General features: G+C 71.3%; 11 protein-coding genes. 3 read left to right on the top strand and 8 right to left on the bottom strand.

The annotated features are described in order from the left end of the window. Positions 1-42: 42 nt before the first annotated feature. The 4 genes from fdxA to D3272_RS00440 form a co-directional block, all read right to left on the bottom strand. Positions 43-378, bottom strand: a complete 336-nt coding sequence (gene fdxA, locus D3272_RS00455) for a ferredoxin FdxA (protein ID WP_129217108.1) — start codon at positions 376-378, stop codon at positions 43-45. 142 nt (positions 379-520) lie between these two features. Further along, positions 521-892 (bottom strand): RNA-binding S4 domain-containing protein, encoded by a 372-nt coding sequence (locus tag D3272_RS00450; RefSeq protein WP_129217107.1) that lies wholly within the window; start codon positions 890-892, stop codon positions 521-523. Between the two features lie 6 nt (positions 893-898). Further along, positions 899-4,567, bottom strand: a complete 3,669-nt coding sequence (locus D3272_RS00445) for a helicase-related protein (RefSeq protein WP_129217106.1) — start codon at positions 4,565-4,567, stop codon at positions 899-901. Between the two features lie 182 nt (positions 4,568-4,749). Next, positions 4,750-5,601, bottom strand: a complete 852-nt coding sequence (locus tag D3272_RS00440; protein ID WP_165361151.1) for a DUF3108 domain-containing protein — start codon at positions 5,599-5,601, stop codon at positions 4,750-4,752. A gap of 365 nt (positions 5,602-5,966) precedes the next feature. On the opposite strand from D3272_RS00440, the gene hslV reads away from it, so the two are divergent. Both hslV and hslU read left to right on the top strand, forming a co-directional pair. Further along, positions 5,967-6,545 carry an ATP-dependent protease subunit HslV gene (hslV, locus tag D3272_RS00435; RefSeq protein ID WP_129217104.1) on the top strand — a complete coding sequence of 193 codons (579 nt, stop codon included), beginning with the start codon at positions 5,967-5,969 and terminating at the stop codon, positions 6,543-6,545. Next, the gene (gene hslU, locus D3272_RS00430) at positions 6,542-7,852 is read left to right on the top strand and encodes an ATP-dependent protease ATPase subunit HslU (RefSeq protein WP_129217103.1); all 1,311 of its coding nucleotides are present in this window, start codon (positions 6,542-6,544) and stop codon (positions 7,850-7,852) included. The genes hslV and hslU overlap by 4 nt, the downstream gene beginning before the upstream one ends. Positions 7,853-7,889: 37 nt before the next feature. Here hslU and D3272_RS00425 read toward each other — a convergent pair whose 3' ends face one another. The 4 genes from D3272_RS00425 to ilvD all read right to left on the bottom strand — a co-directional run bounded on the left by D3272_RS00425 (position 7,890) and on the right by ilvD (position 11,361). Next, complete coding sequence (locus D3272_RS00425) at positions 7,890-8,759, bottom strand: class I SAM-dependent methyltransferase (protein ID WP_129217102.1); 870 nt, start codon at positions 8,757-8,759, stop codon at positions 7,890-7,892. 222 nt (positions 8,760-8,981) lie between these two features. Next, complete coding sequence (locus D3272_RS00420) at positions 8,982-9,194, bottom strand: hypothetical protein (protein ID WP_129217101.1); 213 nt, start codon at positions 9,192-9,194, stop codon at positions 8,982-8,984. Next, positions 9,191-9,481, bottom strand: a complete 291-nt coding sequence (locus D3272_RS00415; RefSeq protein ID WP_129217100.1) for a BrnT family toxin — start codon at positions 9,479-9,481, stop codon at positions 9,191-9,193. Before D3272_RS00415 ends, D3272_RS00420 begins: the two co-directional genes overlap by 4 nt. A 41-nt stretch (positions 9,482-9,522) precedes the next feature. After that, positions 9,523-11,361, bottom strand: a complete 1,839-nt coding sequence (gene ilvD / locus D3272_RS00410; RefSeq protein ID WP_129217099.1) for a dihydroxy-acid dehydratase — start codon at positions 11,359-11,361, stop codon at positions 9,523-9,525. A 170-nt stretch (positions 11,362-11,531) separates the two neighbouring features. On the opposite strand from ilvD, the gene D3272_RS00405 reads away from it, so the two are divergent. Continuing rightward, the gene (locus D3272_RS00405; protein ID WP_129217098.1) at positions 11,532-13,916 is read left to right on the top strand and encodes a bifunctional diguanylate cyclase/phosphodiesterase; all 2,385 of its coding nucleotides are present in this window, start codon (positions 11,532-11,534) and stop codon (positions 13,914-13,916) included. Positions 13,917-13,924 lie beyond the last annotated feature (8 nt).

Here is a 13,924-nt window from a genome sequence, read left to right as displayed (position 1 = left end):
GGCCGTCGGGGGCTCGATCGATGGTGCCGAAGGGGCGAGCCGTCAGTCGCCGGTGCCGGCGGCCGGGGAGAACAGTTCGGCCTTGCCGGGCTTGCCGTCCCAGTCCTTGCTGTCGGCGGGCGCGTCCTTCTTGACCGAGATGTTGGGCCAGGACTTGGCGTATTCGGCGTTGATCCCGAGCCATTTCTCGAGGCCCGACTCCGTATCGGGCTTGATGGCCTCGGCCGGGCACTCGGGTTCGCACACGCCGCAGTCGATGCATTCGTCGGGGTGGATCACGAGCATGTTCTCACCCTCGTAGAAACAATCCACGGGGCACACCTCGACACAATCCATGTACTTGCACTTGATGCAGTTCTCGACGACGACGTAGGTCATATCCTATCCTTTGACGCGCTTCCGGCGGTGCGGGCACGATCGAGGGCGCGGCGCGAACGGAACGTCCGCCAACAGCCCGTGCTAATGGCTTTGCGGGGCGCGTGCAAGCGCCCGACCCGCGGCCAGAATGACCGGGCGGGAGTTAATCTTCCGTCCCGTCCGCCTCGGCCTCGTCGTCCGGACCCTCGCCCGCATCGTCGCCCGGGGTGGCGGCGGGCCGGGGCGCGAGGTCCTCGTAGAGGGTGCGGGCTTCCGGCGCTGGCCCCCGCCGCTCGCCCGAGGACAGCACCTTCAGCACCCGCACGTGGCGCTCCAGCGCCACCGTCACCACGTCGCCCGGCTTGACGGCCTTGGCCGCCGTCTCCACCCGCACCGAATTGACCCGGACGTGACCTTCGGTCACGAGCCGCGCCGCCAGCGAGCGGGTCTTCACCACGCGGGTGAACCACAGCCACTTGTCGAGGCGCTGGCGCGCGGGCTCGGGACCCGCCGGAGGAGGGGCGGTGCCGGGCAAGCGGGGTCAGGACTCCTTCTTGCCGCGCTCGAGTTCGACCTTCAGAGCCATGAGCTTGGCGAAGGGCGAGTTCGGGTCGGGCTGCCGGTCCCGCGCCGGCGGGCGCGTCTCGGTGGAGAAGTTCTGCGGTCCACGGCCCTCGCGGCGGTTCTCGCCGCGACCCTCGCCGCCGCGGAACCCGCCGCGCTCGCCGCCGCCGGCCCGGTTCTCGAACCGGGCCTTGCCGTTGCGGGCGGGCGCACCGCCGTCCCGCGCCGGCCGGGCACCACCCTCGGGCACCTGGCCGGCCTGGGCGGCCGGTGCGGCTTCGCCGCCCGGTCCCCGACGGTCGCGATCGAAGCGGCGCTCGCCGCCGCCCGGCCGCCCGTTGGGGCCGCGGTTGTCGGGGCGCGGCCGCTGCGACCTGCGCTCGTCCTGGCGCTCGCCCGCGTGACCTTCGGCCGCGACCGCGGGTTCGCCGCCCTGGGCGGGCGCTCCCCGGCGTCCATCGGCCCTGCCGTCCCGGCGCGGAGCCCCGCGACCGTCCTGACGGCGCTGGGCGTGGTGGTTGGTCCGGTGCGGCCGCCACACTTCGATCAGCACGGGCTCTGCCGGAACGGCCTCGACAGCGGCCGAGTCGGACGCGGTGGCGTCGGAGCCGGCGGTGGCGTCGGAGCCGGCGGTGGCGTCGTGGGTCGTCTCGTCGTCGGCCGTCTCGGAAACGGTCGGCTCGGTCCCGTCCTGCGGAGCTTCGATCCCGTCCTGCGGCGCCTGGACCACGGCTTCGGCTTCCGGCGCCTCGGGCGCAGCAGCCTCGCCGGTCTCGGGCGTCGTCGTTTCGTTCGCCTCGTGCGGCGCCGTCTCGTGCGAGGCCGCCTCCGCATCCGTCACCGTCACGGCAACGGGCTCGGGAGCCGGGGCAGGCGTGCGGGACAGGCCCGTCCCTTCGATGAGGGCGCCGTCGTCGACCGGAATGTCGGCGCTTTCCGGCGCGGCGGCTTCGACCGAAGACGTTTCCGCGTCGGGCGCCAAGGCCTCGGCGGGCTCGGCAGCAGGGGCGGCCTCGTCGGCCGGGGCGTCCCCCGCGTCCGGCGACGCTTCTGCCGGTGCGTCGGCCGATGCGGCTTCGGGTGCGATCGCCACCGGCTTGACCGGCGCGATGGGCGCGGCCGGCACCAGCGGCACCGTGATGGCGGGGCCGGGTCGACGGTCGAGCACGTAGCCCAGGGCCTTCAGGATGGAGGCGAAGTCCTCGCCCGAACAGCCCGCCAGGGAGGTCATCTGGACGGTGGTGACGAAGCCGTCGGAATCGGCCGTGCCGGCCGGCGGCGTGCCGGGCGTCGTGCCGGGCCGGTAGGCGATGGCGGGACGGATGAGGTCCGCCAGGCGCTCCAGGATGTCGACCCGCACGGCCCGGGTCCCGCAGACGCGGAAGCCGGCGGCGCGGTAGAGGCCCTTCGGCACGTCGGGGTCGGCCACGAAGGAGGTCCGACCGGAGGCGGCGAGATGCGGCACCTCGTCGAGGCCCTTGACGCTCTCGACGCCGCCGTGGCGCAGGGCCCAGAGCTGGGCCGCCAGGGCGCGGGGCGCCGGCTTGACCAGCGCCGGGAGGTAGATGTGGTAGGCGCCGAAGCGCAGGCCGAGCTTGCGCAGCGTGCCGCGCGCCGCCTGGTCGAGGCCCTTCATCTCCTCGGCGACGCGGGACCGCTCCAGAACGCCGAGCGATTCCGCCACCTGGAAGGCGATGCCGCGCAGGATGCCGTCGAGCCCGTCGCCGGCTTCGAGTTCGAAGAGCACGCCGAGGTGCTTCTTGATGTGCTGCCCGAGCCACAGATCGAGCCGCCGCTGCACCGTCTCGAGGGCGGGTCCGGTGAGGTATTCGTCCGCCACGATGCGGGCACGGGGCTGCAGCAGCTTGTCGCCAGCGGCGAGCTTGGCCACGGGGTCGCCGAGCCAGCGGATCGTGCCGTCGTTGGCGAGGGCGAAGCTCTCGTCCACGGCGGCGGCGAAGCGCTCGGCCCGGGCCTCGATCTCGCCGCCGAGGGCCTTCAGCGCGGCCGCGTTCAGCGCCTTCGCCGCCTCGCCCGCGGCCTGCGGGTCGGGCGTGAACCGAAAGCCGTGCAGCTGGCCCACGTGCTGGCCTTCAACCATCACGTCGCCGCCGGCCGTGATCTCCGCTTCCAACATCGCATTCTCTCTCAAGCGCCGCATCAACACGCTCGTCCGCCTGTCGACGAAGCGCTGGGCCAGTCTCTCGTGCAAGGCATCGGACAGCCTGTCCTCTAGCTGACGCGTGACGCCCTGCCAATGCTCCGGATCGCCGAGCCAGTCGGGCCGGTTGGCGATGTAGGTGAGGGTGCGGACCTGGGCGATCCGCGCCGACAGGGCGTCGATGTCGCCTTCGGTCCGGTCGTAGAGGGCGACCTGCTGGGCGTACCAGCTGTCCGGCACGCGCCCGGCCCGCACCACGTAGCCGTAGAGCGCCAGGGCGAAGTCGGCATGGGCGGCCGGCGACACCTTGCGGTAGTCGGGCACCTGGCACACGTCCCACAGCCGCTGCACGTCGGCGCGCGTCTTGGCGACGCGCCGCACCGTCTCGTCCCGCGCCGCGATGTCGAGCACCATGACGTCCTCGGCGAGCGGCGCGCGCGTCAGGCCCGGCTCGTTGGGGAAGATCTCCAGCGAGGCCTGCAGGGACGCGATCGAGGTGAAGTCGAGGTCGGAGTTGCGCCACTGCAGCGTCGTGACGGGGTCGAAGCGGTGCTCCTGCAGGGCTTCGACGAGGTCCTCCTCGAAGGCCGGGCAGCGGCCCGTGGTGCCGAAGGTGCCGTCCTTGACGTGGCGCCCGGCCCGGCCCGCGATCTGGCCGATCTCGGCGGGGTTGAGCCGGCGGTACTGCCAGCCGTCGAACTTGCGCTCGCCCGCGAAGGCCACGTGGTCGACGTCGAGGTTCAGCCCCATGCCGATCGCGTCGGTGGCGATGAGGTAGTCGACCTCGCCGTTCTGGTACATCGCCACCTGGGCGTTGCGGGTGCGCGGCGACAGGGCGCCCAGCACCACGGCGGCGCCGCCGCGCTGGCGCCGGATCAGCTCGGCGATGGCGTAGACCTCGTTGGCCGAGAAGGCCACGATGGCGGTGCGGTGCGGCAGGCGCGACAGCTTCTTTTCGCCCGCGAAGGTCAGGTTCGACAGGCGCGGCCGGTTGACGATGCTGACGCCGGGCAGCAGCCGCTCGATCATGCGCTGCATGGTGGAGGCGCCCAGCACCAGGGTCTCGTCGAGCCCGCGGCGGTGCAGCAACCGGTCGGTGAAGACGTGGCCGCGGTCGAAGTCCTGGCACAGCTGGATCTCGTCGATGGCGACGAAGGACACGTCGAGGTCCCGCGGCATGGCTTCGACGGTGCAGACCCAGTAGCGCGGGTGCTTGGGCTTGATCTTCTCCTCGCCGGTGATCAGCGCGACCTGCTCGGCCCCGACCTTCTCGACGACGCGGCCGTAGACTTCGCGCGCCAGCAGCCGCAGCGGCAGTCCGATGATGCCGGACGGGTGGGCCAGCATCCGCTCGATGGCGAAATGCGTCTTGCCGGTGTTGGTCGGCCCGAGGACGGCCGTGACGGTGCGGGCCCGGATCTGGTCGCGGACACCGCTGAGGGCGCCGGCGAAAGCACCCGGCGTGCTGCGGTTCGGATGATGCATCGAGCGGCCGGGCCTCTTGGCGCTGCTTGTGACGACCGCACGGTTCCGGCTCTTGAGCCGGGACCCGGTTCGCAGGCGCGGCCCATGAACGACCGCTCCTGGTGAATGTCGGGCTGCGGTGCCCGCAAATCAACCCGCGCCCACCGACCCGGTCCGGTCCGCCTCCCGGACGGCTTCCGACGTCACTGCGCCCCGGCGGCCTTGAGGGGGGCGGCGAAGGACACGTCCGTCGCCTCGATCGTCACCATGCCGATCATGCTCATCACGGCGACGTGGTAGGGATAAACGAAGCGCGTGGTGCCGAGGGGCGCCAGCCAGGTCTCCATGTCCTTGTTGTCGATCATGAACTTGTTGACCGGGCGGTCGGGCCGATAGCCCGAGATGGGCTGGTAGCGCGCCGCGCAGACCGCGACGGGACCCGTGTAGGCGGGGCTGGCCACCTGCTGCAGGCGCTTGAAGCTCAGCACCACGTTGAAGCGCACGCCCCCGTCGAAGAGCGGCAGCGTGCGGTCGCAGGCCGCCGGCCCGAGCACGTCGCCGGTGCCCGGAACCGGCATGATGAACGAGCTCATGGGGTCGATGATGCCCCGCTTGTCCGCCGGGGATACCGGGATGCGGTCCGGCGACTGCAGGTAGGGCGGGGTGATCTCGACCTGGGTGGCGGCATTCTTCTCCTCCGCCATGCGGATGGTGAGGAGGTAGTGCGGCGTGCCGGCCGTGGCGGCGAAGCCCGAGGGCGTCAGGTGGCCGTCCCGGTGGGCGCCCGTGGCCGTCACGGCGCCCTTGGTGTCGACCAGCACTCCCGCGATGCCGGTGAGCTTGCCGGTCCCCAGCAGCCGGTAGTCCTTGGCGCCCACGCTGCCGTCCACGGTGGCGGTGCCGATCGGCAGGCCGATCAGCGCCACGCCGTAGCGGAGGTGGACGGGGGTGGCGTCGGGGGCCGGCGCCGCGTGCGGGGCGGCGGCGAGGGCCGGGGCCGTCGCGGCCAGCAGCACGGCGGCGGCACTCGCCAGGGCCGGAACGGGGCTTCTCATCGGATCGGCATCTCGGGGGGGCCGCGCAGGGCGAAGCTGTCTCGACAGCAGGGTTAACCCGCGGAGCTTGCGCCAGGAAAGCGGCATCTTTCGGCACGATGTCGCGCCGGGAGCGATGGGAGCGCGGCCGGCCGGGCCGGGCCGGGCTTGCGGGCCGCACCTGCCAGCCGCACCTGAGGTCGCACTCGGGGCCGCACTCGGCGTCGCACTTGCAAGCTCCCCCGTGCCACCATACGTCCGGGCCTCGAACAGGATCGGCTGTCCCGCAATCGCCTCGGCGATTCCAAGCCGATGACACTGTTCCTGATTTGGAGCCGGAGCGGATTCGCCGACGGCGGAAGCGCTTTGGTCAGCCGGAGACGTCGATGGTCCAGGGGAACGAGCCGAGCCAGCCCTTCCACGCCACAACCATCCTGATGGTGAAGAAGCGTGGGCTGACGGTGATCGGTGGCGACGGCCAGGTTTCGTTCGGCCAGACCGTGATGAAGTCGACGGCCCGCAAGGTGCGGCGTCTCGCCAAGGGCAACGTCATCGCGGGGTTCGCCGGCGCCACCGCCGACGCCTTCACGCTGTTCGAGCGGCTCGAAACCAAGCTCGAACAATTCCCCGGCCAGCTGATGCGCGCCTCGGTCGAACTCGCCAAGGACTGGCGGACGGACCGCTACCTGCGCCGCCTGGAAGCCATGATGTTGGTGGCGGACGACAAGACCGCGCTGGTGCTCACCGGCACCGGCGACGTGCTGGAGCCGGAGGCGACCGAGCACGGGTCGGTGGCGGCCATCGGCTCGGGCGGCAATTACGCTCTGGCGGCGGCCCGGGCCCTCATCGACACCGGGCTGCCAGCCGAGGCCGTGGTGCGCAAGGGCATGAAGATCGCGGCCGAGATCTGCATCTACACCAACGACAACCTCGTCGTCGAAAGCATCGGGGCTGAGGGACCATGACCGAATTCTCACCCCGCGAGATCGTCTCCGAACTCGATCGCCACATCATCGGCCAGAACGACGCCAAGCGCGCCGTCGCCATCGCGCTGCGCAACCGCTGGCGCCGCCTGCAGCTCACCGGCGCCATGCGCGACGAGGTGCTGCCCAAGAACATCCTGATGATCGGGCCGACCGGCTGCGGCAAGACCGAGATCTCGCGCCGGCTCGCCCGGCTGGCCAACGCGCCCTTCCTCAAGGTCGAGGCCACGAAGTTCACCGAGGTCGGCTATGTCGGCCGCGACGTCGAGCAGATCGTGCGCGACCTGCTCGAGATCGGCATCGGCCTCGTCAAGGAGGCGAAGAAGAAGGACGTCGAGGCCAAGGCCCATCTCGCCGCCGAGGAGCGCCTGCTCGACGCCCTGGTGGGCGAAACCTCGTCGCCCGCCACCCGCGACAGCTTCCGCAAGCGCCTGCGCGCCGGCGAACTCGACGACAAGGAGGTGGAGATCGAGGTGGCGGCGCCGGGGCCCACCATGCCCATGATGGAACTTCCCAACATGCCGGGGGCCTCCATCGGCGCCATCTCGATCGGCGACATCTTCGGCAAGATGGGCGGGGCGCGCACCAAGCCGCGCCGCACCACCGTGAAGGAGGCCCATGCGCCGCTCTTCGCCGAGGAAAGCGAGAAGCTGCTCGACCCCGAGGCGGTGACGCGCCAGGCCATCCACGAGGTGGAGAACAACGGCATCGTCTTCCTCGACGAGATCGACAAGATCTGCGCCCGCGACGGCCGGGGCGGGGACGGCGGCATCTCGCGCGAGGGCGTGCAGCGCGACCTGCTGCCGCTCATCGAGGGCACCACCGTGCCGACCAAGCACGGGCCGGTGAAGACCGACCACATCCTGTTCATCGCCTCGGGCGCCTTCCACGTGTCGAAGCCCTCCGACCTCCTGCCGGAACTGCAGGGGCGGCTGCCGATCCGCGTGGAACTGGCGGCCCTGACCGAGGACGATTTCCGCCGCATCCTCACCGAGACCGAGGCCTCGATCATCAAGCAATACGTGGCGCTGATGGAGACCGAGGGCCTGACGCTGGCCTTCGACCCCGAAGCCATCGACGAGTTGGCGCGGGTGGCGGTGGAGGTGAATTCCACCGTCGAGAACATCGGGGCGCGGCGGCTGCAGACCGTGATGGAGCGGGTGCTCGACGAGATCTCCTTCACGGCCTCGGACCGCTCGGGCCAGGAGGTGACCATCACGCGCGATTACGTGAAGACCAACGTCGGCGACCTCGCCAAGAACGCCGACCTGTCGCGCTTCATCCTGTGACGGTGGGCCGGCCTCCTCCCGCGCCGCGGGAGAAGGCTCAGGCCCGCGCCGAGACGAACCAGCACTGGGCGCCGAGCCGGATGCCCTCCGGCCCGTCGACCTCCGCCAGCGCCGCCGCGACCGCGCGCTCGGCGGCCGCACGCTGCGCTTCCGTGCCGCTCGCCAGCGCCCGCGACACGGGGCCGACCTGAACGGTGAAGCGCATCGCCTCTTCGACCTCGCCGTGTCGGCCCAAGGTCAGCGGCGCGTCGAAGGCCTCGACCCGCACCTCCGCGAAGCCCGCCAGGCCGAGGATCCGCCCGACCCGGTCGGGGTCGGCGAAGGCGAAGGGCCCGGGCGCCTCGGGCTCGGGCCTTTCCTGCTCGGGCAGGTGCGGCACCGCGGCCCTGTAGGGCACGGAGAACCAGGGATTGGCCTTGAAGGGCCGCCAGCAGGCGAAGACCAGCCGCCCGCCCGGCTTGAGCGCGCGGTGGATGTTGATGAAGGCTTCGACGGGCGCGTCGAAGAACATCACGCCGAAACGCGAGAAGGCGAGGTCGAACGAGCCCGGTGCGAAGGGCTCGGTCGCGGCATCGGCCTTCAGCACGGCCGCCTGGGTCAGCGCGCTTGCGGCGATGCGGTGCTCCGCCACCGCCAGCATCGGCGCCGAGATGTCGACCCCGGTGACGCGCCCGAGCGACCCGACGCCCTCGGCCAGCGCCAGCACGGTGGCGCCGCAGCCGCAGCCGATGTCGAGCGCATGTTCGCCCTGGCGCGGCGCCGCCGCCGCGACGGCGGCCGCGCTGATCGGGGCGAACAGCCCGTCGAGGTGCGCCTGCAATCGGGCCCATTTGTCCCCGGCATCGCCGTTCCAATAGGCGACTTGGTCGGCGTTGGGGGCGGCGGTGCTGCTGGTCCCGTCGGTCATCGCCATCGCTCCGAGCCGGACGTCGGCCACGACGCTATCTAAGCTGGCCACCGGGACGCCGTCGAGCTTGGGCTTGGTCCTGTCGGGTCGTTGAATGCGACGGTGGTGCCGGTCCGCGATGACCAGGCGTCTTCGATGCCGCCGCGGTCCGTATTGCCCGACGACATGGCTCGCGTCGTCCGATGCCGACGACAGCCGAGCCTGCGAACAGGCTCGCACGTTTCAAGGTTCAGGATGCCTCGCCGCGATGGACAGGTCGAGAGCTTGCCGGAGCAGTGCGTTGACCAAAGCGTCGAGTGTCACGCCCTGCCGCTCCGCGCGTCCCTCGAGCGAGACCAGGATATCGGCATCGAGATGGACTGGCGGAGCCAAGGTCGCGTCCTGGTGGAAGAACCGCCCTCGTCGACCGGTCGAAAAGTCGTACTCGTCCCTCATGCGCCCTCGCGATACTGCCTCGTTTCGTTGCGGGTCGGACGCCTTGCCGAGATCAGGCGAACCACCACGCGGTCTTCATCGTGTTCCGTCCATGTGTGGACAAGGAGGACCAGGCGGCCGACAGAGCTTTCGCCGATCGTGATCCAACGCTCCTCCGAAGCACTGTCGTCCTGGACAGACAACATCAGGCTATCACGGAAGACCGACATGGCTTCCTCGAACGTCACATCGTGCTTGCCGACGTTCGAGGAGGCCTTGGCCTGATCCCAGTCGAAGGAGATCTGCACGCTGGAGATGCTCCTTCACGACGGGCGGGCAGATCGTCACCTCACTCCGGCAGCTTGCGCACCGCCCCCTTGGATGCGCTGGTCGTCATGGCGGCATAGGCTTTGAGCGCCGTCGTGACCTTGCGCTTGCGGACCTCCGCGGGCTTAAAGCCGCGGCCTTCCTCCAGCGCGGCGCGGCGGCGCGCCAGTTCGGCGTCCGCCACGTCGAGGTGGATGGAGCGGTTCGGGATGTCGATGGCGATGCGGTCGCCCTCCTGCACCAGCGCGATCGTGCCGCCTTCGGCGGCTTCCGGCGAAACGTGGCCGATGGACAGGCCCGAGGAGCCGCCCGAGAAGCGGCCGTCCGTCACCAGGGCGCAGAGCTTGCCGAGGCCCTTCGACTTCAGGTAGCTCGTCGGGTAGAGCATCTCCTGCATGCCGGGACCGCCGCGCGGGCCCTCGTAGCGGATCAGCACCACCTGGCCGGGCGACACGCGGTTGGTCAGGATGGCGTCGACCGCCGCGTCCTGGCTCTCGAACACCCGGGCGGTGCCGTCGAAGACGAGGTTCGAGGGGTCGACGCCCGCCGTCTTCACGATGCAGCCCTCTTCGGCCAGATTGCCGTAGAGCACTGCAAGGCCGCCGTCCTGGCTGAAGGCGTGCTCCTTGTCGCGGATCACGCCGCCCTGGCGGTCGGTGTCGAGGTCCTCGTAGCGGCGGCTCTGGCTGAAGGCGACCTGGGTCGGCACGCCGCCGGGCGCGGCGCGGAAGAAGTCCCGCACGGTCTCGCTTTCGGTGCGCTTCACGTCCCAGCGGTCGAGCGCGGCGCCGAGCGACTCGGCGTGGACGGAGCCGCAATGGCTGTGCAGCAGGCCGGCGCGGTCGAGTTCGCCCAGGATGCCCATGATGCCGCCGGCGCGGTGCACGTCCTCCATATGGACGTCGCTCTTGGCGGGCGCGACCTTGCACAGGCAGGGCACGCGGCGCGACAGCCGGTCGATGTCCGACATGGTGAAGTTCACCTCGCCCTCGTGGGCGGCGGCGAGGAGGTGCAGCACCGTGTTGGTCGACCCGCCCATGGCGATGTCGAGCGTCATGGCGTTCTCGAAGGCCTCGAAGCTGGCGATGGCGCGCGGCAGGACGCTCATGTCGTCCTGCTCGTAGTGGCGGCGCGTGACGTCGACGATGAGGTGGCCGGCCTCGACGAAGAGGCGCTTGCGGTCGGCATGGGTGGCGAGCGTCGAGCCGTTGCCCGGCAGGGCGAGGCCGAGCGCCTCGGTGAGGCAGTTCATCGAATTGGCCGTGAACATGCCCGAGCAGGAGCCGCAGGTCGGGCAGGCGGACCGCTCGATGACCGTCACCTCCTCGTCGGTATAGTCGTCGTCGGCGGCCGCCACCATGGCGTCGACGAGGTCGAGCGCCTTGATCTTGCCCCGGTGGTCGACCTTGCCGGCCTCCATCGGGCCGCCCGACACGAAGACCGCCGGGATGTTGAGGCGCAGCGCCGCCATCAGCATGCCGGGGGTGATCTTGTCGCAGTTGGAGATGCACACCATCGCGTCGGCGCAATGCGCGTTGACCATGTATTCGACGCTGTCGGCGATGACTTCGCGCGAGGGCAGGCTGTACAGCATGCCGTCGTGGCCCATGGCGATGCCGTCGTCGACCGCGATGGTGTTGAATTCCTTGGCGACGCCGCCGGCGCTCTCGATCTCGCGGGCGACGAGCTGGCCGAGGTCCTTGAGGTGGACGTGGCCGGGCACGAACTGCGTGAAGCTGTTCACCACCGCGATGATGGGCTTGCCGAAGTCCCCGTCCTTCATCCCGGTCGCCCGCCACAATCCGCGGGCGCCGGCCATGTTGCGGCCGTGGGTCGTGGTGCGTGAACGATAGGGAGGCATGGGGCTGGTCTCGCTGTGGGCGGCTCTTGCGGATTTGGGAGCGGTTCTAGACCTCCGCAACCGCCGCGCCAAGGCGAAAGCGGCCGAGACGTCCGGGCTTCCCCTCCTGCAACGTCTGTTAAGGGCTCGGGGCCGATACTATCCGTCATCTCCTGTGAGCTTTCGGGCCGATGCTGAGCAACGACGGACATTTCGACATCCGGTACGACGCGCCGTTCCTCGGCGTCGCCGTCATCCTGTGCCTCCTGTCGACCCTGGCGCTGGTCAACCTCAACGATCAGGTCGGGGCCAGCCGGGGCCGGGCCCGTGCCGCCTGGCTCGCCATCGCCGGCCTCACCGGAGGGACCGGCATCTGGGCGACGCACTTCTTCGCCATGCTGGGCCTCAACACCGGCCTGCGGAGCGGCTACGACGTGGTGCCGATGGTGGCGGCGCTGGTCATCGCGGTGGGCGGCACGGTGGCGGGCCTCGCCATCGCGGCCCGCGCGCAGGGCCGCGGCGGCGCCATGGCGGGCGGGGCGACGGTCGGCGCCGGTGCCGTGGCCATGCATGGCTGCGCCATGGCGGGCTACGAGGTTGCCGGTGTCCTCGACCCGAGCCTGGCCCTGCTCGCCCTGGCCACGGTCCTGGCCTTGGTGCTGGCGGCGGCGGCCGTGGTGGTCGGGCGTCGGGGCGGGCTGCGCGGGCGGCTCGCCTGCGCGATGCTGCTGGCCCTGGCCATCTGCTCCCATCACCTCATCGCCCTCAAGGCCATCGCGATCCTGCCGGCGCCCGGCACCGGCGTGGCTCCCGGCGCCCTGGCGCCGGACCAGCTGATCGGGCCGGTGGCGGTGGCGAGCGTGCTGATCCTGCTGCTCGCCGTCGTGGCGCTCGGCGCCGACCTGCGCCTGCGCCGCCGGGCCGCGGCCGAGGTGCTGCGCATGACCTCGCTCGCCGATGCCGCCGTGGAAGGGCTGATGATCTGCGACGGCGACCGCGTCGTCACCGCCAACACCAGCTTCGCCCTGCTCAGCGGCCATTCCTCCGCCGCCGTGGTCGGCATGGCGCTGTGCGAGCTGTTGCCCGACGCGGACCGCCGCGACGCCTGGCCGCGTCGCGGCGGCGCCCCCGTCGAGACCGTGCTGCTGGCGCGCGACGGCGGCCGCGTGCCCGTCGAGGTGTTGGTCAACGACATCGAATTCGCCGGCAAGCGCCACCAGGCCATCGCGCTCCGCGACCTCGGTGCCCGCAAGCGCGCCGAGGACAGCATGCGGTTCATGGCCCATCACGACGGGCTCACCGGCCTGCCGAACCGCGCGCTGTTCGACGCGGTGCTCGACGACGCCGTGACGGGCGCGGGGCGGCGCGGCCACGGCTTCGCCGTCCTGTGCCTCGACCTCGACAGGTTCAAGGAAATCAACGACCTCTTCGGCCACGGGGCCGGCGACGAGGCGCTGAAGACGGTGGGCCGCGTCCTCGCGGGCTTCGCCGGCGGGGGGCGCGTGGCGGCCCGGCTCGGCGGGGACGAGTTCGCCGTCCTGGTCCCCGACGCCGGCGAGCCCGCCGTGGCGGGGCGCCTCGCCCTCGACATCCTGGCAGCCCTCGCGGAGCTCAACGTCGGGCGGGACTCGGGCCCGGCCCTCGCCACCAGCATCGGCGTCGCGCTCTTTCCGGGGGACGGCGAGGACCGGCAGCACCTGCTCAACGCCGCCGATACCGCGCTCTATCGCGCCAAGGCGGAAGGGCGGGGCACCCACCGCTTCTACGAATCCGGCATGGGGGCGGAGGTCCGCGGCCGGCGCCTCATGGAGCACGAGCTGCGCACGGCCGTGGCGCGGGGCGAGATGAGCCTCGTCTACCAGCCCCAGCTGGCCGTCGCCACCGGAACCATCGTGGGCTTCGAGGCGCTCCTGCGCTGGAACCGGCCCGCCCACGGCTTCGTCTCGCCGGCGCTGTTCATCCCGGTCGCGGAGGAGACCGGCACGATCCTGCAGATCGGCGATTGGGTGCTGCGCACGGCCTGCGCCGAGGCCGCCGGGTGGCGGGTGCCCCTGCGCGTGGCCGTCAACGTGTCGGCCGTGCAGCTCCACGCGCCGGGCTTCGCCGACAGCGTCGAGGCGGTGCTCGCCGAGACCGGCATCGATCCGCGGCGCCTCGAGCTCGAAGTGACCGAGACGGCGCTGATCCGCGACATCACCCGGGCGCTGGCGGCGCTGACCCGGTTGAAGCAGCTCGGCGTGAAGATCGCCATGGACGATTTCGGCACGGGCTATTCTTCGCTGTCGAACCTGCGCGCCTTTCCCTTCGACCGCATCAAGATCGACGGGTCCTTCGTCCAGTCCGTCGACGCCAACCAGCAGGCCTCCGCCATCGTGCGGGCCATCCTGGAACTCGGACGCGGGCTCGACCTCGCCATCCTGGCCGAGGGCGTCGAGACCAAGGCGGAACTCGGCTTCCTCGGCGCCGAACTCTGCGACGAGGTTCAGGGCTACCTCCTGGGCCGCCCGGCCCCGATCGAAACCTTCGCGGCGGCGACGCGCGGCGAGGCGGCCGACCTCGGCACCCTCGCGGCCTGATCCCGTCG

Origin of the sequence: Lichenibacterium ramalinae (assembly GCF_004137085.1) — a bacterium.
GTDB classification, from domain to species: Bacteria; Pseudomonadota; Alphaproteobacteria; order Rhizobiales; family Beijerinckiaceae; genus Lichenihabitans; species Lichenihabitans ramalinae.
The sequence above is the reverse complement of the archived record's forward strand: the minus strand, read 5'-3'. Positions and strand labels throughout refer to the sequence as shown.